We start from the raw sequence: 20,113 nt of genomic DNA, 5'->3' as shown, positions 1-20,113 counted from the left end.
GTCAGCCCTTCTCGGGCGGCTGTGGGGGAGCGGCCTGGTCGCTGCCGACGGGGTTCCCGCCGGCGAACAGGCGCATTCGTTCCAGTACGGCCTCCGCCGTCGGGCGCTCCATCTCGTCCACGATCCGTCCGTCGCCCAGGAACAGCACCAGGTCGGAGTGGGCGGCGGCGCCCGGGTCGTGGGTGACCATCACGACGGTCTGCCCCAGTTGGTCGACAGCGTCGCGCAGGAAGCCGAGGACCTCCAGACCGGCCCGTGAGTCGAGGTTGCCGGTCGGCTCGTCCGCGAAGATCAGCTCGGGCCGGGAGGCCAGCGCGCGGGCGCAGGCGACGCGCTGCTGCTGGCCACCGGAGAGCTGGGAGGGCCGGTGCCGCAGCCGGTCGCGCAGCCCCAGCGTGTCGATGACCTGGTCCAGCCACTTCTCGTCGGGCTTCTTGCCCGCGATGTCCATGGGCAGGGTGATGTTCTCGGCGGCGTTCAGGGTGGGAATGAGGTTGAACGACTGGAACATGAAGCCGATCCGGTCCCGCCGCAACCGGGTCAGCTCGCGGTCCTTCAGCCCGGTGATCTCGCTGTCACCCAGCCACACCTGTCCCGCCGAGACGTTGTCGAGGCCCGCCAGGCAGTGCATCAGCGTGGACTTCCCCGAACCCGACGGCCCCATGACCGCCGTGAAGCGGCCGCGCGCGATGTCCACGTCCACCGAGTCGAGGGCGAGCACCGTCGTCTCGCCCGAGCCGTACGCCTTGGTCAGACCGCGGGCGCGGGCCGCGATCCCGTCGGCCGACGCGGGGCCCGGGGCGTACTGGGCAGCTGCTGTGGACAAGACCGCCTCCTCATGGACGGGGACGGAACGACCCGCCGTCACGGCCGAGCGTAATGTGATCCACCACACACCTGAAATCCCCCCAAGGTCCCGGTCGGTCTCCGCCCCAGGTCGGGTCCCTGATGTCGATGTAAGGGGCACGTTTCCCCTCCGGGTGGCCGGGGTGACCTCTTGCCGGTGCTAGCGTCCGAGCGCTAGCTTGGGAGTATGGCGAAGACCCAGCTGAACGTGAGAGTGGACGAGGGCACCGCCCGCGCGGCACGCGAACGTGCCCTGGCCCGTGGCATGAGCGTCAACCGCTACATCGAAGAGCTGGTCAGAAAGGACACCGGGGAGGTCGGGCACACGTTCGTGGACGCCGCCGCCGACTTCATGAAGCAGTACGAGTCCGTCTTCGCCGAGGAGTTCGGCGCGGAGCACGAAGGTCGTCGCTGATCCGTTGAGCAATCTGAACATCGACCTCGCCTGGCTGCTGATGCTCGCCGAGAAGAGGACACCGGGGGACCCCCAGGTCACCGACTGGGGCGCTCTCGTCGCCGCCGTCGCCCGCCATCAGGCGGAGATATTCGACATCCCCGTCTACGACAGTCCGCAGGCCCGCGCCGCGGCGCTGCTCCAACTGCTCATCCACGTCCCGGCCCTGGAGCGCTCCAACGCGCTGTTCGCCTCCGCGGTGGCCTACGCCTATCTGGTCGCCAGCGGCCTCAAGGTCGTCACCTCACCCGAGCAGGTGCGCGATCTGGCGCGCCTGGTCAAGAGCGGTGAGGCCTCGGTCGAGGACATCGCGCGCGAACTGCGCCAGTGGAGTCTGTGAAGCGGAGTCCGTGAAGCCGCGTCCGTGCGGCGGAGTACGTGATCAGACGGGCCGCTCCTCCGTCGGCCGCCACGCCGTGCCCAGCACGCAGTACGACGAGGGGAGCACCGGCCCGTTCTCCGGCATCATCACCCGTCGGCACGGGCCGAGTTCGAACCCTGCCTCGCGCAGCGCCGCGACCGGGTCACGGGAGACATGGCAGCCGCCGCTCACCAGCGGCCACACCGTCCGGTCCAGCGCACGCTGGGTGAGGAGCATCGCGCGCCCGCCGCCCCGGCCGTGCTCGAAGAACCGCACCGCACCACCCGGTCGCAGCACGCGCCGTACCTCGCCGAGCGCCCGCGGCACGTCCCGCACGCTGCACAGCACCAGCGAGAGCACCACCGCGTCGAAGGCCTCGCTCTTGACCGGCAGCGCCTCCGCCGTGCCCGGTACGACGTCCACCGGAACCTCGGCGCGCAGCGCGGACTCCACCGCCAACCGCCGTAGCAGGCGCTCCGGTTCGATGGCGACGACCTCCGAGACCGCGCTCGGGTAGTGGGTGAAGTTCAGACCGTTGCCGGCGCCGATCTCGATCACCCGGCCCGACAGCCCGGACAGCAGCCGGTCGCGGATGCCGCCCATGCCCATCCGGGTCTCGGCGTTGACGCTCATCCGGGCGTAGAAACGGGCGAACAGCGGGTGGTGCACGGGACCCCGTGACACCTTGCCGGAGCCGGCGGACCGTAGGGCCATGGGGACCTCCCGGGTGGGACGGGACTCACCCTGATTGTCCCCCGTACGGGGCCGACGCACCCCCCGCCGCCGCGGTGGCCGTCGTTCCTGGTCGTTCCGTGTCCTTCCTGCTGCTTCCCGGCCAGGTCAGCCGATGAAGTCCCGGACCTGCTCGTACACGCCGTGGTCGTTGTTCATGTCGGTGTGCGAGACGCAGCCGACCTCGACATTGGTGGCGCCGCTCAGGATCGCGGTGGTGTCGGGCGTGAGCGCGTCGTCGCAGTTCGACCAGTAGCTGGCGTACGACACACCGCCCGGGGTCTCGTCGCCGGAGTTCAGGGAGCTGAGGAACGAGCTGCCGGTGTTCATCTCCGCGCAGGAGGTGTACAGCCACGCACACCACGAGGCGGTGGAGGTGCCGTGGTTCACGCCGGCCGTGGAGACGAAGTCGTCGACATACGACGTCCCGCCGAGGTTCTTGAGGTAGTAGCGGGAGCTGAGCGCGCCCATGGAGTGGACGACCAGGTCGACCTTCGAGGCGCCCGTCCGGGCGAGCACGTTTCTGATCTCGGTCGCGAGCTGCCGGGCGGTGGTGGCGTTCGACTGGCCCCAGTCGTAGGACCAGGCGTCCAGCTCGGCGGCGGTGTAGCCGTCGGCCTCGAAGTAGCCGGCCCAGTCGTCCCAGCTGCTCGCCGAGCTGCTCAGGCCGTGGACGAAGACGACGGGGTTGTGGGTCGCGGCATGCGCGGGGGTGGGGGAGAGGGACAGTGACAGAAGGAGCGATGCGGCCAGGGCCGAGACGGCCGTGGCGATGCGACGCTTGGGGCGCTGCATGATGCCTCCTGAAACGTGTGGGGTTGTCAGGAGTGTCGAGCCGGGTCTACGCGCGCCGCATCGGCGAAATCGCCGGTCTTTACGGTTCAATTAACTCGCCAGTAACGTCATGTGTGTGGTGACTCCGGTGAACCCCCCGCCTCTGGACGGCACTTCGCCACCGCGGCCGCTCACGGACGCGTGGCGACAACTGGCCGCCACGCTTCCCGAAGGCGTCCGCGTCCGGGTGCTGCGTGCCGTATACGGCGATCCCCGCGCCGCCGTGGAACTGGTGCCGCGCCTGACCGACCGCCAGGCGACGGGCGCCGACCCGCTCCCGACCGAACCCGCCGAACTGGCCCCGTCACTGCTGCGCGAACGCCGGGCGGAGATCAGGGCGTTGCCGGACGACACGCGCCTGTTGCTGGTGCTCGCCGCGGCCGACCAGTACCCGGTCCCCACGGACGCCTTCCTGCGCGCCGTCATGGCCGCCCGCCTCGACACACGGTCACTGGACGCCGCCGAGGCGGCCGGGATCGCACACGCGGGAGCGGGCGGGGTCGTGTTCCGCGACGCGTGGACGCGGATCGCGGCCTACGAGACCGGCTCCCCGAACGACCGTCGCGACGTCCACCGCCTGCTGGCCCGCGTGCTGGGCGGTGAGGGCGAGACGCCGTGGCGTTCCTGGCACCGGGGTGCGGGAGCGCTGGGCCCGAGCGGGCGCCTGGCGGCCGAACTCGGCGTCGCCGCGCACAGGGCGGGCGCCGCGGGGCGGCTCTCTCTGGCGAGGGCCCTGGCGGAGCGCGCCGCCACACTCTGCCCCGACCCGTGCGAGCAGACCCGCCTGACGGCCCGCGCTGCCGCGTACGCCTGGCAGTCCGGTGACGGGGACCGAGCGCGCAGGCTGGCCGCCGCCGGGTCCGACGACGCGCTGAACGGGGTGCTCGCCCTCCGGGCGGGGAACGCGGCAGAGGCGTTCGACGCGTTGCTGACCGGAGTGGTGCGGGCGGGGGCGGAGGCCGTGCGGCCGGACGGCGGAGCGGTGCCCACCGCGTCGACGGACGCGGACACCGGTACCCCAGGTGCCGGAGACCCCGCGACCGCCGCCAAGGAAGCGGGTTCCCGGGCGGCTGAAGCCGTGGACGAGGCATCCCGGCCCCTGGCCCACGCCCCTTCCGGACCCGCAGCAGTCCGTGCAGTCCCCGCCGCCCCCGCCGTCCCATCGGGCCCAGTTCCCGTAGTACCGGCCACGCCCGCGGACCCAACGCCCGTTGAGCCGGCCGCGGTTGCCATCTCAGGGTCTGCCTCCGCCCGCGCCGAGCACCTCCTGGCCCGCGCCACCGAAGCCGCCGTCTACACCGGAGACCTGCGCCGCCTGCGCGAGGCCGTCCGCATCGCCGATCGGCTCGGGGTCGTGCCACCGGGCACGCTCGGCGGGCTCGTGGCCGCGTTCGACGGGCGGTACGAGGACGCGCGTGACCTGCTGAGGGCCGCGGCCGGGCGGTGCGGGCCGGGCGGCGAACCGACCGTCCTGATCCACGCCGGGATCGCCGCCCTGCTCCTCGGCGACCACACCCGCGCGGCCACCGCGACCCTGCGTGCGGCCGCCTCCGCCCGGGCGCGGGGGACCCCGGTGACCGTGGCACAGGCGATGGAGTTCCGTGCGTACGCCGACTTCTGGACCGGACGCCCGCGCGCCGGTGAGGCCGCCGCGGCGGACGGGCTGTGGCAGGCCCACGCCATCGGTCAGGACAACGGCGCCTGTCATCTCCAGGCGGCCCTGGCCATGTTCGCGGCGCTCACCGGAGACGCGGACCTCTGCCGCGAACGTGCCGCGACCGCACGGTCGTACGCCCTCGCCCGTGGCCTGGGTCTGCCCGCCGCCCTCGCCCAGTGGGCGCTCGCCTTCCTCGACCTGAGCAGTGGCCGCTTCGCGGCCGCGGCCGCCCGACTGCGTGCCCTGGCCGGATTCGGCCCCGGCCACGGCCACCGGGCCATCCGCCATCTGGCGATCCCGCACTACGTCGAGGCCGCGGTCCGTACCGGTGACACCCGCGTCGCCCGCGTCGCCCACGCCGACTACCACCGCTGGGCGAGCACCGTGCGCAGCCCCGACGACCTGGCCCTCAGCGCCCGCTGCCGAGCCCTGCTCGCCCCCGGGGAGGAAGCCGTGGAGCACTACCGCACGGCACTCGACCTGCACTCCCACGGCACCCGCGACTTCGAACGCGCCCGCACGGAGCTGCTGTTCGGCAGCGCCCTGCGTCGACTGCGCCACCGTACGGAGGCACGCGACCGCCTGCACAGCGCCCTGGAGGCGTTCGACTCCTTCGGCGCCCCGCACTGCGCGACCCAGGCCCGCACCGAACTGCGCGCCCTCGGCGCACCCGCCGCACCGACGCCCGATACGCCGGAACACCCCTCGACCCGCCTTACGGCCCAGCAGCTCCTGGTCGCCCGGATGGCGGCCGAGGGCGCCACCAACCGCGAGATCGCCGCCCGCCTCGCCCTCAGCCCACGCACGATCGACCACCACCTGCGGGGCGTCTTCACCCGGCTCGGGATCCGCTCGCGCATCGAACTGGTGCGGATCGTCGCCGAGGGCGACGAGAACGAGGCCGTCTAGACGTCGGAGAAGGCGCGGGCGAGCCCGGCGAGATTGCGCGGGCAGGCCCAGATCTCCGCCTCGGGGGCGCCATCACCCTCGGGCTCGGCCCGCATCTCCAGGACACACCGGAAGTCGTCCAGGTCGACATCGAGCGGCATGTCGTCACAGGGATGCTCCTCATGGGGACAGGGCGTCCGCCCCAGAGCACGTTCGACCGCGCTCATGGCCTCCCGCACGAGGGCCTCGGCCGCCGCGTCGGGGCGGGCGTGGATGACGTAGGGGCCTGTCAGCACCAGCCCGAAGGTCCACAGCGCGGTGTCCGGGCCGCCGGCCGTCACGCTCGCCTGGAGATGCCTCGCGCAATCCAGCACCGCACGCCGCGCGTCGCCCAGGTAGTAGCCCTGCCGGATCTCGTCCCAGCCGTCGATCAGCTCGTCCCACTCGGCCGGTGTGGTGGGTGCCGGAGTCAGCGGCAACTCGTCGCCGTGCCGGTCTTCGGCGGCTTCGGCGTTGGTCATGATCAGAGAATGGCATGCCTGCCTGTCACGCCCGTCTCACGGCGCCGCCCGCCCGCGGAACCCCTCCGCGTCCCACGTCCCGAACAGCCGTGGCGCCAGCCAACCCGGCGCCGCGGCACGGAAGTCGGCGGGTGCCAGCGCCCCCGCACCCGCCGGCACCGCGCCCAGCAGCGGCGCCGCCGCCACGTCCGGCAGGTCCGCGACATTGCAACGCGACGCCAGATCCGGTGCCTCGGGCCAGCTGCCGATCACCACGCCGAGCAGGTCCAGCCGTCGACCGCGCAGTTCACGCGCCGTCAGCTCCGTCGTGTTCAGCGTGCCAAGTCCCGCCGACGCCACCACCAGGACCGGCGCGGCCAGCAGTTCGGCCGCGTCCGCCAGGGTGCCGCCCGCCTCGTCGAAGCGGACGAGCAGCCCGCCCGCCCCTTCCACCAGTACCAGGTCGTGCTCGGCGGCCAGCTTGGCGGCGGCGTCGGCGATCTCGTGCGGACGGACCGGCGCCCTTCCCGCGCGCCGCGCGGCCGTCGCCGGGGCCAACGGCTCGGGATACCGGGCGACTTCCACGGCCGTCACCGTACCCGCGAGCCGCGCGACCTCTGCCGCGTCACCACGCTCGTCCGGCGTCACGCCCGTCTGCGCGGCCTTCAGCACCGCCACCGACCGGCCCGCGGCCACCGCGGCCGCGGCGACCGCGGCCGTCGTGACCGTCTTGCCGACCTCCGTGCCCGTGCCCGTGATCACCAGTACCGGCATGTCAGCCCTCCCGCGCGGCCGCGCACACCGCGCGGGCGATCCGTGCCACGTCCACGTCACCCGTGACGTACGGCGGCATCGTGTAGACGAGGTCGCGGAACGGCCGCAGCCACACGCCCTCCCGTACGGCGGCGGCGGTCGCCGCCCGCATGTCCACCTCGTGGTCCAGCTGGACGACTCCGATGGCACCGAGGACCCGTACGTCCCGCACGCCGGGAAGGTCGGCCGCCGGGGCCAGCCCGTCCCGCAGCCCCGCCTCGATCCGCTTGACCTCGGCCGACCAGTCCTGGCCGAGCAGCAACTCGATCGAGGCGCAGGCGACCGCGGCCGCCAGCGGATTGCCCATGAAGGTCGGGCCGTGCGCCAGCACCGGAACCTCGCCCCGCGAGATCCCGTCGGCCACCCGCGAGGTGCACAAGGTGGCGGCCATCGTCATGTATCCGCCGGTCAGCGCCTTGCCCACGCACATCACATCCGGCGTCACCGCCGCGTGGTCCGCCGCGAACAGCGCGCCCGTGCGCCCGAACCCGGTCGCGATCTCGTCGAACACCAGCAGCACGTCGTGCGCGTCGCACGCCTCCCGCAGCACCCGCAGATACGCGGGGGAGTGGAACCGCATCCCGCCCGCACCCTGCGCCACCGGCTCGACGATCACCGCCGCCAGTTCGTGCGCGTGCCGCTCGATCAGCGCCCGCAGACGGTCGGCGTACGACTCCTCGTACTCCACCGGCGGCGGGTCCGCGAACACCTGGCGCTGGAGCACACCGGTCCACAGCTCGTGCATCCCGCCCTCGGGGTCGCACACCGACATCGGCTGCCAGGTGTCGCCGTGGTAGCCGCCGCGCCAGGTCAGCAGCCGCTGCTTGCCGGGGCGGCCCAGCGAACGCCAGTACTGCAGGCACATCTTGACCGCGACCTCGACCGACACCGACCCGGAGTCCGCGAGGAAGACATGCTCCAGACCGTCGGGCGACATGTCGACAAGGAGCTTCGCCAGGCGTACGGCGGGCTCGTGCGTGAGCCCGCCGAACATCACATGGCTCATGCGCGAGAGCTGCTCGCGGGCGGCCTCGTTGAGCACCGGGTGGTTGTAGCCGTGGATCGCCGACCACCAGGACGACATGCCGTCGACCAGCTCACCCGAGCCGTCCGCCAGGGTCAGCCGCACTCCGCTCGCCGACTCGACGACGAGTGGTTCGCTGCGGCCGGGCATGGGGCCGTACGGATGCCAGACGTGCCGCCGGTCGAGTTCCAGCAGTTCGGGCACGGACAGGTCGGGCATGGGGTGCGGCTCAGGCATTGGGCGCGAGGTCCGTCCCGGCACCCCGGCGGCGTACGGCGACCAGGTCGGTGCGCGGTTCGGTGACGACCGGCGCGGCGGCGGCCGTACCGCACACACCGCCGCCCTCGTGCGACCCGCACCCGGCGCCGTCGTGCTGCCCGCCGCACCCGGCACTCTCCTGGGACCCGCAGCCCGCGCTCTCGTGCGAGCCGCACCCGCCCCCGGCCGTCGCCCGGTGCTCCGGCAGCGTCACCTGGTCGGCGCCCTCCACCTCGAACCCGGCGTCCGCGATCATCTCCAGGTCGGCCTTGCCGGCCTGGCCCTCGGTGGTCAGGTAGTCGCCGAGGAAGATCGAGTTGGCCAGGTGCAGGGCGAGGGGCTGCATCGTACGGAGGTGGACTTCACGGCCGCCCGCGATGCGGACCTCGACGTCGGGGCAGACGAAGCGGACCATCGCCAGGATCCGCAGACAGCGCTGCGGGGTGAGGTTCCACTCCTTGGCCAGCGGGGTGCCCTCGACCGGGATCAGGAAGTTGACCGGTACCGAGTCCGGGTCCAGGTCGCGCAGCGAGTAGACGACGTCGACCAGGTCCTCGTCGGTCTCGCCCATGCCCGCGATCAGGCCGGAGCAGGCGGACAGACCGGCCGCGTGCGCCTTGTTCACGGTGTCGACGCGGTCGGCGTAGGTGTGCGTGCTCGTGATCTCGCCGTAGGTGGCCTCGGAGGTGTTGAGGTTGTGGTTGTACGCGTCGGCGCCGGCCTCGCGCAGCCGCTCCGCCTGGCCGTCGGAGAGCAGGCCGAGACAGGCGCACACCTCGACGCCCTCGTTCTGGTCCTTGATCGCCTTGATGGTCTTCGAGACGCGGTCCACGTCACGGTCGGTCGGGCCGCGCCCGGACGCCACCAGACAGACCCGCTTGGCACCTCCCGCCAAACCGGCGGCCGCGGCCTGGGATGCCTCGTCGGGCTTGAGCCAGGTGTATTTCAGGATGCCGGTGGTGGAGCCGAGGCGCTGGGAGCAGTAGGAGCAGTCCTCGGGGCACAGCCCGGACTTGAGGTTGACGAGATAATTGAGTTTCACCCGTCGGCCGAACCAGTGCCGGCGCACCTTGCCGGCCGCGGCCACCACATCGAGCAGGTCGTCGTCGGAAGTGGCGAGGACGGCCAAGGCTTCCTCGCGGGTCGGCAGCTCGCGCCGAAGCCCCTTGTCCACCAGCGTGTTCAGCAGGTCCATGGGAGCTGATCCTGACGTACGGAGGGGCTCCGAGCCAAGGAGACTTCGGACAACCCTGTCACTTCGATGTGTGGGTATTGCCACACCGTGCGCCGTCGGTCGTGCGACTAGTGTCTGTGCACTGCCTACAAAAGCCCGGAGGAGTCATGGCGTTCGGCTGGATCGACGAGCAGGCGGAGCTGCGCCGCCGCGCCGGACTCGTACGGACCCTGCGCCCGCGCCCCGCCGACTCGCCGCTCCTCGATCTCGCGAGCAACGACTACCTGGGTCTGGCCCGCCATTCCGAGGTGACCGAGGGCGCGGCGCGGGCGGCGCGGACGTGGGGCGGCGGCGCCACCGGTTCCCGGCTCGTCACGGGCACCACGGAGCTGCACACCGAGCTGGAGCGCGAGCTGGCCGACTTCTGCGGCTTCGAGGCGGCCCTGGTCTTCTCGTCCGGCTACGCGGCCAACCTCGCCGCGGTCACCGCGCTGGCGCCGCACGGCTCGCTGATCGTCTCGGACGCGGGCAACCACGCCTCGCTGATCGACGGCTGCCGGCTGGCCCGGGGCGCGACGCAGGTCGTGGCGCACTCCGACCCGGACGCGGTGCGCAAGGCGCTCCAGACGCACGACGGGCCGGCCGTCGTGGTCTCCGACACCGTCTTCTCGGTCGACGGCGACGCCGCCCCGCTGGCCCGGTTCGCCGAGGCATGCCGGGAACACGGTGCCGGGCTGGTCGTCGACGACGCCCATGGCCTCGGCGTGCTGGGCGACGGCGGCCGCGGAGCCCCGCACGCCGCGGGACTCGCGGGCGCCGACGACGTCGTCGTCACGGTCACGCTGTCCAAGTCGTTCGGTAGCCAGGGCGGCGCCGTGCTGGGCCCCGCCCGGGTGATCGACCACCTGGTCAACGCGGCCCGGACGTTCATCTTCGACACGGGCCTCGCCCCCGCCGCGGCGGGAGCTGCCCTGGCGGCACTGAGGTTGCTGCGCCGCGAGCCGGAGCGCGCGGCGCGGGCCCGCACGGTGGCGAGCGAACTGCACACCCGCCTGACGGCCGCGGGCCTGGAAGCCGTACGTCCGGACGCCGCGGTCGTCTCCGTACGCGCGCCGTCCCCGGAGGAGGCCGTGCTCTGGGCGGCCGAGTGCCGTTCGGCCGGCCTCGCCGTGGGCTGCTTCCGTCCTCCCTCCGTTCCCGACGGCATCTCACGGCTGAGGCTGACCGCCCGCGCGGACCTCTCCGAGGGGCAGATCGAACGCGCTGTACGGGTGATCGGCGAGACACGACCATGAGTCGGCGTGACACGGCCCTGCCGTCGCATCAGGCGGACCTGATCAGAGTGGGAACGGGCAGTGTGGAAACGGACAGAGTGGAATCGCGCAGAGTGGAACCGATCGGAATCGGTCAGGGATGATCGGAATGGTCAGGACTGGAACGCGGTCGTGAAGCCCGTCCAGCTCTCGGGGGAGAAGAGCAGCGCGGGTCCGGCCGGGTCCTTGGAGTCGCGCACGGCGAGCAGTCCGGCCAAGGGGCCGGAGTGCGGACGTGCCGTCTCGACGCAGTTGTTCGCTCCGGTGCTGTAGCTGCTGCGCAGCCATCGCGCACCGCGCAGATCGGTAGTCGACGTCATGTTCCGAGGCATTGCGGTCATGGTGCCTCCTTACGCACCGCCGGCCAACGCGGCGATGTAATCCATCGATTCCTCGGGCGAAAGGGCGTGGATCCGAAGGGCGTTGAAGGCCTCCGTGTAGGCCTGGAGGTCTTCTTTCCGTTCGAGGTAGAGGCTACTCGTCAAGTGGTCGAGAACAACCACATCCAGATCAGAAGTGCGCGAAAATGAGAAAATAACGAAAGGCCCGGTGATGCCGACATGCTCGCCGGCCGCGAACGGCAGGACCTGCAACCGGACTTGGGGCAGTTGCGCCGCCTCCACCAGCCGCCTCAACTGCCGCGCCATCACCTCCGGCCCGCCGATCTCCCGGCGCAGCACCGCCTCGTCGAGCACCGCGCTCAGCACCAGCGGCGGATCGGCGTGCAGCACGTCCTGCCTGGCCAGACGGACCGCGACCAGCGCCTCCAGGCGTTCGTCGGCGTCGTCGTCGAGCCCGCCCACCGCGGCCCGCGTCACCGCCCGCGCGTACTCGGGCGTCTGCAACAGACCGGGCACCACGGAGGTCTCCAAGGTGCGCATCGCGCTCGCCTGGGACTCCAGGCTGATGAAGTCGCGGTACGTCGGCGGCAGCACTCCGCGGTACGCGTGCCACCAGTGATGCCGCCCGCCACCCTCGTCGGAGCCCGCCAACACCAGCAGCAACTCCCGTAGCCGGGCGTCCTGTACGCCGTACGCGTCGAGCAGTAACCGCACATCGGCCGGTTTCACTCTGCTGGCGCCGGTCTCGATCCGGCTCACCTTGGACTGGTGCCAGCCCACCAGCCGGGCCGCCTCACCACTGGTGAGTCCCGCTCCGGTGCGCAACGCGCGCAGTTCCGCGCCCAGTTTTCTGCGGCGCACCGCGGGACCGTGCTGCATGGGCAACTCCTTACTCCAACCGGGCCGCCCAAATACGGTCTGCCGTCGCAGAGTTCACCGCTTCGAGCGACAGATATATGCATATCTTGGTGGATCGGCACCCTGGCGGCCCTGGTAATGGCAGTCTGGCGACGAAGCACCAGTCCGGGACCGTACTCGAACCCTCCGCTCCGTGTCGGACTGCGGTCCCGTTGGGAAAGGGACGACGTCGCCATGGCAGATCATCTGGAAGCATCCGTCACTCTGCCGAGCGATCCCGCCTCGGTCTCCGCGGCCCGGGCCTACGTGGTCACCACTCTCGCCGAGTGGGGACTGCCACCGGACACGGAGGTGGCCGACACCATCCGTCTGATCGTCTCCGAACTCACCACCAACGCCGTACAGCACACCCTCGGGCAGTCACCCACCTTCACGGTGGACCTCGCCCTCGACCGTGACGAACACCTGCGCATCGGTGTCACCGACAGCCACCCCCGCTTCCCCAAACGGCTGCCGGCCGCCGTCCAGCAGGACAACGGCCGCGGCATGGTCATCATCCGCTGGCTGACCGCGGAGTGCGGCGGCAAGCTGAGAGTGCGACCGACCCGGGAGGGCGGCAAGACCATCTCCATCGAACTGCCCTGGACCGTACCCGCGGCACCGGTCCCGGCGGCCGGACCGCAGGACTCGTAGCCCCCCACACCCGCGGCCGTCATGCTTGCCGCTGCCTGGTGCCCCCTGACGGCCCACTGATGCCCCCGGCGGCGGTGACGGCGTGTCAGGTCGCCGCCACCGCCCCCGGGAAGGTCACTTGACCCGGCCGTACCAGACGCTCCTGGTCCAGATCTTCTGCAGCTTCACGACGTCCCCGCTCTTCGGGGAGTGCCAGATCCTTCCCTTCCCGGCGTAGATGCCGACGTGGTAGACGTTCGAGCCCGAGTGGAAGAACACCAGGTCTCCGGCCTTGCGGTTCGCGGCGGAGATGTGGCGGGTCTTGTTGTACTGCTGGGCCGCCGTACGGGGCAGCTTCTTGCCCGCCTTCTTGAACGAGTACAGCGTGAGCCCGGAGCAGTCGAACCGGTGCGGGCCCGTGGCGCCCCACTTGTACGGGGAACCCTTCTTGGAAGCCGCGACCTGAAGCGCCTTCGTCGCCGGTGTGGCTGCCTCCGCCTCGGAGGCGAAGCCGGGCGCCACTATCGAGCCGCCCACTGCGGCGATGGTGAGAGCCGAGGCCGTACCGGCCCGGGCCATGAGCGACGGGACACGATTGAGCGCAGTCATGCGCAACCCTTCGTCAGCCGCCTGTGAAGGATGACCTGTCGGATTCGGGCTGGCGAAGTTGCCCGGCCGCGTTGCCGCGGCTTCACCCCAAGGGCTGCTCGGATCGAACGAACGTCCGCTCCGGCGACCCGTCTTGCTTGGGTCCTCCACTCCTGCCGATCCACTCCTGTCGACCGGTCATCCGGGCGGCGGCAGGACTCGGCGTCCGCCCGGACCGCCCCGCCGCTGTGGCGGGGGCTTGTCGTCAGTCAGGGATCTTGACGCACGATTGAACGAAAATCCCAACGGAACCGGGGATTTGTGGGGTTACTCACCACTCACCCGTTCGGGTGGACACCCCCTTGTTCGAGGAGGTGTCCAGGTGCCCGACGAGCCCCGGACCAGGGACGGAACGCCTAATTCCGTGTCGCCGCCACGCCCGTTGCGCAACTTTGACGGGTGCTCAAAAGGACAGGCGGCTACGCCGAAAGGGGGTACGTCGTTTGGTGCGTTTCAGCCGCGTTCCGGACGCCTCGGGAGTGGGTCGAGACGTCCGGAACCGGTCTGTACGGGGCGTCAACTGTCGGAGCGCGGCGGCACCGTGACGCGAGCCGTGCGGCGTTCCCCGTCGAGCACGCGCAGCGCACGCGCCAGCGTGGGAGCGTGCAGCTCGGTCTCGCCCCGCTGGTGCATCAGCGCCAGCGCGTCCCGGAGCTCGGCCGCCTTGCCGACCAGCGCCTGGGCGGCGCGCAGTCCGCGGTAGGTGTCGCCGTGCTGGGCCGGGTTGATCCGGCCCAGCAGGTCCACCGCGTCGAGGTAACGGTCGATCAACTCGCCCTCCGCGCGGGTCAGCGCGGGCAGGGGCGGCAGCTCGGGTGGCAGCACCGGCCGGTCACCGCCCCGTGGGCGGCGCGAGGGTGGCCTTGCGGCTGGGGATGATCGCGTCCACCAGTCCGTACTCCAGTGCCTCTTGGGCGTTCAGGATCTTGTCCCGCTCGATGTCCTCGCTCACCTGCTCGCGGCTGCGTCCGGTGTGCCGGGCGAGCAGCTCCTCCAGGCGGACCCGAACACGCGTCAGTTCGTCGGCCTGGATGGCCAGATCGCTGGCCTGGCCCTGGACCGGCTCGGGCATCCCCGGCTGATGGATCACCACCCGGGCTCCCGGCAGGGCGAACCGCTTGCCCGGTGTGCCCGCGGCCAGCAGCACCGCGCCGGACGCGCCGGCCTGGCCCAGGCAGATCGTCTCCACGTCGCAGGTGACGTACTGCATGGTGTCGTAGATCGCCGACATGGCGCTGAACGAGCCGCCCGGCGAATTGATGTACAGCGAGATGCCCCGGTCGGGGTCCTTGTGCTCCAGGTACATGAACTGGGCCATCACGTCGTTCGCCGAGATGTCGTCGATCTGTGTGCCGAGAAAGACGATCCGCTCCTCGAGCAGTTTCGAGTACGGGTCCTGCGTCCTGGTGCCGCTGCTCGTGCGCTCGGTGAACTCGGGCAGCACATGGCGGGCGGTCGGTCGGGTCATGGCTCACGCTCCCTTGGCGGGGTGCCTGTAAAAAATGTACAGGACGTACATGACGTAATGTAGGGAGCATGGCCTACGAGATTCCGGTGACGCAAGCCAGGGCTGAGCTCGCCGAACTGATTAATCGCGTGGTGTACGGCGGTGAGCGCGTCGTCGTGACGCGCCACGGAAAGCCCCTCGTCGCCCTTGTCTCCGCCTCTGACCTGGAGCGACTGGAGAAGCTCGGGGAGCCGGTGGAACTCGCCGAGGAGCAGGTGATCAGCGCGGTCTCCAGCGTCCGCGAGGTCGCGTCCGCTCCCCGCGAACGGCAGCGCTTCGGTATCGCCGCCGAGCACCGGGGGTCGAGCCCCGCGTAGAGCCCGGCCGTCGGGTTTCCGGAAAACACAGGACCGTGCACCCCCGTCCGCTACAGCGGGGGTGCACGGTCGGTTCGGTGTGCCCGGACGGCCGGTCAGCCGACGGGGGCCGGTTCCCTCTCGGGGGCCGGCTCGGCGCTCGGCGTACGGGACTTCAGGGCGCTCCCGAGCAGGACGGCGCCCAGGCCCAGCGCGGCCCACCAGGTCAGTGTCAGGGCGGGGCCGGCCGCTGCGGCTCCGTCGAAGTACGACACCGAGCGCAGCAGGCTCGCGCCCGCGCCCGGCGGCAGCCACTGGCCCATCGTGCCGACCGGCTCGGGCAGCATCTGCGGCGCCGAGGAGGCCCCGGAGAACGGGTTGCCGAGGAACATCACCACGAACGACACGAGGCCGATGCCCGCCGGGCCGACCAGCGCGGCGAGTCCCGCGACGGCCGCGCTCACGGCCAGGGTCGTCAGCGCGAACACCCCGGCCTCCGCCCACCAGTCGCCGGTGAGGATCCCCAGCCAGCTGTGCGCGAGCGCCGCCGCGACCACGCCGATCAGGACGGCGGCGCCGGCCAGGGCGACCACGGCGCGGATGCCGCGCAACCGGAGCAGGGTCACCGCCGCCCCCGCCGCCATGCCGGCCAGGGCGAGCGGCAGGACGCTCGCGCCCAGGGCCGCGCCGCGCGGGTCGTTCTGCGGGGCGGGTACGACGTCGACGGTCCTGACCCGGGTGCCCTCGGCGGCGGCCTGCTGGGTCACCGCCTGCTGGAGGAGCTGGGCGACGGCCGGGCTCGCGGCCGACGCGGTCAGCAGTTCGGGGCCCTGAGGGGTGACGACGACCGCGCCGTATACGGTCCGGTCCTCGACCGCCTCCCGGGCGGCCGCCTCGTCGGCGTAGCGGTGGATCTCGAACGCGCCCTTGTGCCGGTCGAGCTGCCGTTCCACCTGGGCCGTGGCGGACGCCGGCCCGGCGACGCCGAGCGGCAGGTCGCGCGGGGCGGTGCGGGCGGCCGGCCAGGCGAAGGCCCACAGGGCGAGCGCCGCCAGGGCGGGAACGAGGAGAACGACCGCGATCAGGTGCCGGCGTGCGGTGGACCTGGACGGTGTGGCGGACGCGGTGGGCATGGCGCCTCCTGGAGCGAGCGGTAAAAAGAAGGATCGTTCGTTTTACTTGTTCCATCACCGTGCTGCGGATGCCGTTCCTTGTCAAGAAGGAATGTTCGTTTTACTTTGTGGCCATGGCTCGCGTATCCCAGGAACACCTCGACGCCCGCCGCCGGCAGATCCTCGACGGCGCCGCGATCTGCTTCGCCCGCAACGGCTTCCACGCCACGTCCATGCAGGACGTGCTGAAGGAGGTCGACCTCTCGGCGGGGGCGGTGTACCGCTACTTCAGCGGCAAGGAGGCGCTGATCGGCGCGATCGTCGGCGAGGTGCTCGGCTCGGTGCGCGCGGCCTTCGAGGAGGCGGCGCGGCAGAGCCCGCCCCCGCCGCCGGACGAGCTCGTCGCCTCGGTCCTCGGCATGACACTCGCCGCCCGCGAGTCCCTGTTCGTCGACGGCCGGCCCGCGTTTCCGCGGCTCGTCATCCAGGTGTGGACGGAGACACTGCGCAACGAGGAGCTGGCGGCCGTCCTGCGGGAGGGGTACGGCTCGGTGCGCGCGGCCTGGGGGACCATCGTCGAGGGCTACCAGGAGGCCGGGATGATGCGGGCGGACGTGACGCCGGACCATGTGGCCCGCACGATGATCGCCGCCGTGCTGGGTTTCATCGCCCAGCAGTCCCTCTTCGGGCCCGCCCCCGTCGAGGTCCTCCGGGACGGTCTGCGGGCGCTGACCAGCATGCGGGACGACAAGGCCGCAACCGATGGATCACAGCTCGGTTAACTTGCTTGAAATGCGGTCCAACTAGCCTGCCCATCCACGCCACCAGGCAGTTTGCCCCGTGGCTGCGGCAACCGGGCCCCGCACGGTCCGGAGCGAGGACTGTGAGGTGGGACGTGCAACTGACCCCGCACGAGCAAGAGAGGCTGCTCATCCACGTGGCGGCCGACGTGGCCGAGAAGCGCCGCGCCCGTGGGCTGAAGCTGAACCATCCCGAGGCGGTCGCCCTCATCACGTCGCACATCCTCGAGGGCGCACGGGACGGCCGTACCGTCGCCGAGCTCATGTCCTCCGGACGCAAGCTGCTCACCAGGGACGACGTCATGGAGGGCATCCCCGAGATGATCCACGACGTCCAGGTCGAGGCGACCTTCCCGGACGGCACCAAGCTCGTCACAGTCCACGACCCGATCGTCTGAAGGGGGCTTCGATGATTCCCGGAGAGATCCTCTTCGCCGACGGCCCGATCGCCTACAACGAGGGCCGTGACGTCACCCGGCTGACCGTCCTCAACGCAGCCGACCGGCCCGTCCAGGTCGGCTCCCACTACCACTTCGCCGAGGCCAACCCCGGCCTGGACTTCGACCGCGCCGCGGCCCGCGGCAAGCGGCTCAACGTCGCCGCCGGCACCGCCGTGCGCTTCGAGCCCGGGATCCCCGTCGACGTCGAACTCGTCCCGCTCACCGGCGCCCGTGTGGTGCCCGGACTGCGCGGGGAGACCGGAGGTGCCCTCGATGCCTGAGATCTCCCGCGCCGCGTACGCCGACCTGTTCGGGCCGACGACCGGTGACCGAATCCGGCTCGCCGACACCGATCTGCTGGTCGAGATCGAGGAGGACCGTTCCGGCGGCCCCGGGCTCGCCGGTGACGAGGCCGTGTTCGGTGGCGGCAAGGTCATCCGGGAGTCCATGGGGCAGTCCCGCGCCACGCGCGTGGAGGGCACCCCGGACACGGTGATCACCGGCGTCGTGATCATCGACCACTGGGGCATCGTCAAGGCCGACGTCGGTATCCGCGACGGCCGGATCACCGGCATCGGCAAGGCGGGCAACCCCGACACCATGGACGGGGTGCACCCGGACCTCGTCATCGGCGCCGAGACCGAGATCATCGCCGGCAACGGGCGGATCCTCACGGCCGGTGCCGTGGACGCGCACGTCCACTTCATCTGCCCGCAGATCGCCGACGAGGCGCTGTCCTCCGGCGTCACCACACTCGTCGGTGGCGGCACCGGACCGGCCGAGGGCTCCAAGGCGACCACCGTCACGCCCGGCCCGTGGCACCTGGCCCGGATGCTGGAGGCGATGGAGCAGTACCCGCTCAACATCGGCTTCCTCGGCAAGGGCAACACCGTCTCCCACGAGGCGATGCTGTCGCAGATCCGAGGGGGCGCGCTGGGGTTGAAGCTGCACGAGGACTGGGGCTCGACGCCCGCGGTCATCGACGCTTCGCTGACCGTCGCCGACCAGACCGGCATCCAGGTCGCGATCCACACGGACACGCTCAACGAGGCGGGCTTCGTCGGCGACACGCTGGCGGCCATCGCCGGCCGCGGCATCCACGCGTACCACACCGAGGGTGCGGGCGGCGGACACGCGCCGGACATCATGACCGTCGTCTCCGAGTCGCACGTGCTCCCCAGCTCGACGAACCCGACGCGGCCGTTCACCGTCAACACCGCCGAGGAACACCTCGACATGCTGATGGTGTGCCACCACCTCAACGCGGCGGTGCCCGAGGACCTCGCTTTCGCCGAGTCGCGGATCCGGCCGTCGACGATCGGCGCGGAGGACGTCCTGCACGACCTGGGCGCGATCTCGATCATCTCGTCGGACGCGCAGGCCATGGGCCGGGTGGGCGAGGTCGTCATGCGGACCTGGCAGACGGCCCATGTGATGAAGCGGCGGCGGGGTGCGCTGCCCGGGGACGGGCGGGCGGACAACCTGCGGGTGCGGCGGTACGTCGCCAAGTACACGATCAACCCCGCGCTCGCGCAGGGCCTCGGCCGCGAGATCGGCTCCGTGGAGACCGGCAAGCTCGCCGACCTGGTGCTGTGGGAGCCGGCGTTCTTCGGCGTCAAGCCCCACCTCGTCATCAAGGGCGGGCAGATCGCGTACGCGCAGATGGGCGACGCGAACGCCTCGATCCCGACGCCGCAGCCGATCCTGCCCAGGCCGATGTACGGGGCGATCGGGCGGGCGCCCGCCGCCAACTCGTTCAACTTCGTGGCGCCGCTCGCCATCGAGGACGGGCTTCCGGAGCGGCTCCAGCTCGGGAAGCGGTTCGTGGCCATCGAGTCGACGCGTGGGGTCACCAAGGCCGACATGCGGCAGAACGACGCGCGGCCCGAGGTGCGGGTCGACCCCGACAGCTTCGCCGTGCACATCGACGGGGAGCTGGTGGAGGCCGTCCCGGCCGCCGAACTGCCCATGGCCCAGCGGTACTTCCTGTTCTGAGGGTGGTCGAGATGACTCCGATGGCTGGGTTCTGATGTCACGGGCAGCACTGCTGGTCCTTGCCGACGGCCGCTTTCCCGCCGGAGGGCACGCGCACTCCGGCGGGGCGGAGGCGGCCGTCAAGGCGGGGCGGATCACCGGGGCCGCGAGCCTGGAGGACTTCTGCCGGGGGCGGCTGCACACGACGGGGCTGGTCGCGGCCTCGCTCGCCGCGGCGGCCGCGCTCGGGGTCGACGCGGTGGCCCTGGACGCGGCGGCCGACGCCCGTACGCCGTCGCCCGCGCTGCGGCTGGCCGCGCGGAAGCTGGGGCGGCAGCTGATGCGGGCCGCTCGGGCGACGTGGCCGTCCGGTGAGCTGGACGACCTGGCCCGGCGGTTTCCCAAAGGAGCCCATCAGCCGGTCGTGCTGGGGGTCTCCGCCCGGGCGGCGGGGCTGGGGGTCGTCGAGGCGGCCTACTGCGCGGCATACGAGAGTGTGAGTGGGCCGGCCAGTGCGACGGTGCGGTTGCTGAGTCTTGACCCCTTCGACGCCACGGCGGTGCTGGCTCGGTTGGCGCCGGCCGTGGACCTCGTGGTGGACCGGGCGGTGG

24 protein-coding genes and 1 riboswitch are annotated in these 20,113 nt (G+C 71.6%); of the genes, 11 read left to right on the top strand and 13 right to left on the bottom strand.

The features are described from left to right. Position 1: 1 nt before the first annotated feature. A complete protein-coding gene (locus tag ADK36_RS29525) occupies positions 2-826 on the bottom strand; it encodes an ABC transporter ATP-binding protein (RefSeq protein ID WP_048584973.1) in 825 nt (274 codons plus the stop codon). Between the two features lie 207 nt (positions 827-1,033). Here ADK36_RS29525 and ADK36_RS29520 point away from each other — a divergent pair, with 207 nt between their 5' ends. Together ADK36_RS29520 and ADK36_RS29515 are read left to right on the top strand one after the other, a co-directional pair. After that, positions 1,034-1,261, top strand: a complete 228-nt coding sequence (locus ADK36_RS29520; protein WP_030053911.1) for a hypothetical protein — start codon at positions 1,034-1,036, stop codon at positions 1,259-1,261. A gap of 4 nt (positions 1,262-1,265) precedes the next feature. Then, a complete protein-coding gene (locus tag ADK36_RS29515) occupies positions 1,266-1,640 on the top strand; it encodes a hypothetical protein (RefSeq protein WP_030053912.1) in 375 nt (124 codons plus the stop codon). A 42-nt stretch (positions 1,641-1,682) separates the two neighbouring features. On the opposite strand, the gene ADK36_RS29510 is transcribed toward ADK36_RS29515, so the two are convergent. Both ADK36_RS29510 and ADK36_RS29505 read right to left on the bottom strand, forming a co-directional pair. Continuing rightward, a complete protein-coding gene (locus ADK36_RS29510) occupies positions 1,683-2,375 on the bottom strand; it encodes a class I SAM-dependent methyltransferase (RefSeq protein WP_048584972.1) in 693 nt (230 codons plus the stop codon). 126 nt (positions 2,376-2,501) lie between these two features. Then, on the bottom strand, positions 2,502-3,188 hold the full coding sequence (locus ADK36_RS29505; protein WP_048584971.1) for an esterase/lipase family protein: 687 nt from the start codon (positions 3,186-3,188) through the stop codon (positions 2,502-2,504). 109 nt (positions 3,189-3,297) lie between these two features. Here ADK36_RS29505 and ADK36_RS29500 point away from each other — a divergent pair, with 109 nt between their 5' ends. Next, positions 3,298-5,793 (top strand): helix-turn-helix transcriptional regulator, encoded by a 2,496-nt coding sequence (locus ADK36_RS29500; RefSeq protein ID WP_234329923.1) that lies wholly within the window; start codon positions 3,298-3,300, stop codon positions 5,791-5,793. Here the strand turns inward: ADK36_RS29500 and ADK36_RS29495 are convergent. Genes ADK36_RS29495 through bioB form a run of 4 tightly spaced genes read right to left on the bottom strand, consistent with a single transcriptional unit; the run spans position 5,790 to position 9,562 of the window. Then, positions 5,790-6,293, bottom strand: a complete 504-nt coding sequence (locus ADK36_RS29495) for a hypothetical protein (protein WP_078916542.1) — start codon at positions 6,291-6,293, stop codon at positions 5,790-5,792. The genes ADK36_RS29500 and ADK36_RS29495 overlap by 4 nt on opposite strands. A 36-nt stretch (positions 6,294-6,329) precedes the next feature. Further along, positions 6,330-7,046, bottom strand: a complete 717-nt coding sequence (gene bioD / locus ADK36_RS29490) for a dethiobiotin synthase (RefSeq protein ID WP_053199613.1) — start codon at positions 7,044-7,046, stop codon at positions 6,330-6,332. A gap of 1 nt (position 7,047) precedes the next feature. After that, complete coding sequence (locus ADK36_RS29485; RefSeq protein WP_048584969.1) at positions 7,048-8,328, bottom strand: adenosylmethionine--8-amino-7-oxononanoate transaminase; 1,281 nt, start codon at positions 8,326-8,328, stop codon at positions 7,048-7,050. A gap of 10 nt (positions 8,329-8,338) precedes the next feature. Continuing rightward, positions 8,339-9,562, bottom strand: coding sequence for a biotin synthase BioB (bioB, locus tag ADK36_RS29480; protein WP_048584968.1), 1,224 nt, complete (start codon positions 9,560-9,562; stop codon positions 8,339-8,341). A 146-nt stretch (positions 9,563-9,708) separates the two neighbouring features. Between bioB and ADK36_RS29475 the strand changes: the two genes are divergently transcribed. Next, complete coding sequence (locus ADK36_RS29475) at positions 9,709-10,836, top strand: 8-amino-7-oxononanoate synthase (RefSeq protein WP_053199611.1); 1,128 nt, start codon at positions 9,709-9,711, stop codon at positions 10,834-10,836. Between the two features lie 131 nt (positions 10,837-10,967). Here ADK36_RS29475 and ADK36_RS29470 read toward each other — a convergent pair whose 3' ends face one another. Both ADK36_RS29470 and ADK36_RS29465 read right to left on the bottom strand, forming a co-directional pair. Beyond that, positions 10,968-11,195, bottom strand: a complete 228-nt coding sequence (locus ADK36_RS29470; protein WP_048584966.1) for a DUF397 domain-containing protein — start codon at positions 11,193-11,195, stop codon at positions 10,968-10,970. A 9-nt stretch (positions 11,196-11,204) separates the two neighbouring features. Beyond that, positions 11,205-12,074, bottom strand: coding sequence for a helix-turn-helix domain-containing protein (locus tag ADK36_RS29465; protein WP_048584965.1), 870 nt, complete (start codon positions 12,072-12,074; stop codon positions 11,205-11,207). A gap of 213 nt (positions 12,075-12,287) precedes the next feature. Here ADK36_RS29465 and ADK36_RS29460 point away from each other — a divergent pair, with 213 nt between their 5' ends. Continuing rightward, the gene (locus ADK36_RS29460; protein WP_048584964.1) at positions 12,288-12,746 is read left to right on the top strand and encodes an ATP-binding protein; all 459 of its coding nucleotides are present in this window, start codon (positions 12,288-12,290) and stop codon (positions 12,744-12,746) included. A gap of 114 nt (positions 12,747-12,860) precedes the next feature. Here the strand turns inward: ADK36_RS29460 and ADK36_RS29455 are convergent, their stop codons facing one another. The 3 genes from ADK36_RS29455 to ADK36_RS29445 form a co-directional block, all read right to left on the bottom strand. After that, the gene (locus ADK36_RS29455) at positions 12,861-13,334 is read right to left on the bottom strand and encodes a C40 family peptidase (protein ID WP_048584963.1); all 474 of its coding nucleotides are present in this window, start codon (positions 13,332-13,334) and stop codon (positions 12,861-12,863) included. 3 nt (positions 13,335-13,337) lie between these two features. Then, positions 13,338-13,532, bottom strand: a riboswitch (cyclic di-AMP (ydaO/yuaA leader). A gap of 357 nt (positions 13,533-13,889) precedes the next feature. Next, positions 13,890-14,198: a hypothetical protein gene (locus ADK36_RS29450; RefSeq protein ID WP_048584962.1), complete on the bottom strand. Its 309-nt coding sequence runs from the start codon at positions 14,196-14,198 to the stop codon at positions 13,890-13,892. A gap of 7 nt (positions 14,199-14,205) precedes the next feature. After that, on the bottom strand, positions 14,206-14,841 hold the full coding sequence (locus tag ADK36_RS29445) for an ATP-dependent Clp protease proteolytic subunit (RefSeq protein WP_053199609.1): 636 nt from the start codon (positions 14,839-14,841) through the stop codon (positions 14,206-14,208). Positions 14,842-14,909: 68 nt separating this feature from the next. Here ADK36_RS29445 and ADK36_RS29440 point away from each other — a divergent pair, with 68 nt between their 5' ends. Then, positions 14,910-15,197 carry a type II toxin-antitoxin system Phd/YefM family antitoxin gene (locus tag ADK36_RS29440; protein WP_048584960.1) on the top strand — a complete coding sequence of 96 codons (288 nt, stop codon included), beginning with the start codon at positions 14,910-14,912 and terminating at the stop codon, positions 15,195-15,197. A gap of 95 nt (positions 15,198-15,292) precedes the next feature. Here ADK36_RS29440 and ADK36_RS29435 read toward each other — a convergent pair whose 3' ends face one another. Continuing rightward, a complete protein-coding gene (locus ADK36_RS29435) occupies positions 15,293-16,309 on the bottom strand; it encodes an ABC transporter permease (protein WP_048584959.1) in 1,017 nt (338 codons plus the stop codon). A 113-nt stretch (positions 16,310-16,422) separates the two neighbouring features. Here ADK36_RS29435 and ADK36_RS29430 point away from each other — a divergent pair, with 113 nt between their 5' ends. From ADK36_RS29430 to ADK36_RS29410, 5 genes are all read left to right on the top strand, one after another. Then, positions 16,423-17,070 carry a TetR/AcrR family transcriptional regulator gene (locus tag ADK36_RS29430; RefSeq protein ID WP_048584958.1) on the top strand — a complete coding sequence of 216 codons (648 nt, stop codon included), beginning with the start codon at positions 16,423-16,425 and terminating at the stop codon, positions 17,068-17,070. 113 nt (positions 17,071-17,183) lie between these two features. Further along, the gene (locus ADK36_RS29425; protein ID WP_010988499.1) at positions 17,184-17,486 is read left to right on the top strand and encodes an urease subunit gamma; all 303 of its coding nucleotides are present in this window, start codon (positions 17,184-17,186) and stop codon (positions 17,484-17,486) included. Between the two features lie 11 nt (positions 17,487-17,497). Beyond that, on the top strand, positions 17,498-17,809 hold the full coding sequence (locus tag ADK36_RS29420) for an urease subunit beta (protein ID WP_048584957.1): 312 nt from the start codon (positions 17,498-17,500) through the stop codon (positions 17,807-17,809). Further along, positions 17,802-19,523: an urease subunit alpha gene (locus ADK36_RS29415; protein WP_048584956.1), complete on the top strand. Its 1,722-nt coding sequence runs from the start codon at positions 17,802-17,804 to the stop codon at positions 19,521-19,523. Before ADK36_RS29420 ends, ADK36_RS29415 begins: the two co-directional genes overlap by 8 nt. A gap of 34 nt (positions 19,524-19,557) precedes the next feature. Beyond that, positions 19,558-20,113, top strand: a 556-nt coding sequence (locus ADK36_RS29410) for an urease accessory protein UreF (RefSeq protein ID WP_053199606.1), incomplete at its 3' end; no start/stop codon positions are given.

Origin of the sequence: Streptomyces viridochromogenes (genome assembly GCF_001270495.1) — a bacterium.
Classification (GTDB): Bacteria; Actinomycetota; Actinomycetes; order Streptomycetales; family Streptomycetaceae; genus Streptomyces; species Streptomyces viridochromogenes_A.
Note: the sequence above shows the minus strand (reverse complement) of the source record. Positions and strands in the feature narration are given on the sequence as shown.

Excerpts from the sequence above, each read along its gene's own strand:
- bioD (WP_053199613.1), bottom strand. The coding sequence starts at position 7,046 with ATGCCGGTACTGGTGATCACGGGCACGGGCACGGAGGTCGGCAAGACG.
- ADK36_RS29520 (WP_030053911.1), top strand. The coding sequence starts at position 1,034 with ATGGCGAAGACCCAGCTGAACGTGAGAGTGGACGAGGGCACCGCCCGC.
- ADK36_RS29500 (WP_234329923.1), top strand. The coding sequence starts at position 3,298 with ATGTGTGTGGTGACTCCGGTGAACCCCCCGCCTCTGGACGGCACTTCG.
- ADK36_RS29495 (WP_078916542.1), bottom strand. The coding sequence starts at position 6,293 with ATGACCAACGCCGAAGCCGCCGAAGACCGGCACGGCGACGAGTTGCCG.
- ADK36_RS29465 (WP_048584965.1), bottom strand. The coding sequence starts at position 12,074 with ATGCAGCACGGTCCCGCGGTGCGCCGCAGAAAACTGGGCGCGGAACTG.
- ADK36_RS29475 (WP_053199611.1), top strand. The coding sequence starts at position 9,709 with ATGGCGTTCGGCTGGATCGACGAGCAGGCGGAGCTGCGCCGCCGCGCC.
- ADK36_RS29430 (WP_048584958.1), top strand. The coding sequence starts at position 16,423 with ATGGCTCGCGTATCCCAGGAACACCTCGACGCCCGCCGCCGGCAGATC.
- bioB (WP_048584968.1), bottom strand. The coding sequence starts at position 9,562 with ATGGACCTGCTGAACACGCTGGTGGACAAGGGGCTTCGGCGCGAGCTG.
- ADK36_RS29470 (WP_048584966.1), bottom strand. The coding sequence starts at position 11,195 with ATGACCGCAATGCCTCGGAACATGACGTCGACTACCGATCTGCGCGGT.
- ADK36_RS29505 (WP_048584971.1), bottom strand. The coding sequence starts at position 3,188 with ATGCAGCGCCCCAAGCGTCGCATCGCCACGGCCGTCTCGGCCCTGGCC.
- ADK36_RS29455 (WP_048584963.1), bottom strand. The coding sequence starts at position 13,334 with ATGACTGCGCTCAATCGTGTCCCGTCGCTCATGGCCCGGGCCGGTACG.
- ADK36_RS29440 (WP_048584960.1), top strand. The coding sequence starts at position 14,910 with ATGGCCTACGAGATTCCGGTGACGCAAGCCAGGGCTGAGCTCGCCGAA.
- ADK36_RS29510 (WP_048584972.1), bottom strand. The coding sequence starts at position 2,375 with ATGGCCCTACGGTCCGCCGGCTCCGGCAAGGTGTCACGGGGTCCCGTG.
- ADK36_RS29415 (WP_048584956.1), top strand. The coding sequence starts at position 17,802 with ATGCCTGAGATCTCCCGCGCCGCGTACGCCGACCTGTTCGGGCCGACG.
- ADK36_RS29435 (WP_048584959.1), bottom strand. The coding sequence starts at position 16,309 with ATGCCCACCGCGTCCGCCACACCGTCCAGGTCCACCGCACGCCGGCAC.
- ADK36_RS29460 (WP_048584964.1), top strand. The coding sequence starts at position 12,288 with ATGGCAGATCATCTGGAAGCATCCGTCACTCTGCCGAGCGATCCCGCC.
- ADK36_RS29445 (WP_053199609.1), bottom strand. The coding sequence starts at position 14,841 with ATGACCCGACCGACCGCCCGCCATGTGCTGCCCGAGTTCACCGAGCGC.
- ADK36_RS29420 (WP_048584957.1), top strand. The coding sequence starts at position 17,498 with ATGATTCCCGGAGAGATCCTCTTCGCCGACGGCCCGATCGCCTACAAC.
- ADK36_RS29485 (WP_048584969.1), bottom strand. The coding sequence starts at position 8,328 with ATGCCCGACCTGTCCGTGCCCGAACTGCTGGAACTCGACCGGCGGCAC.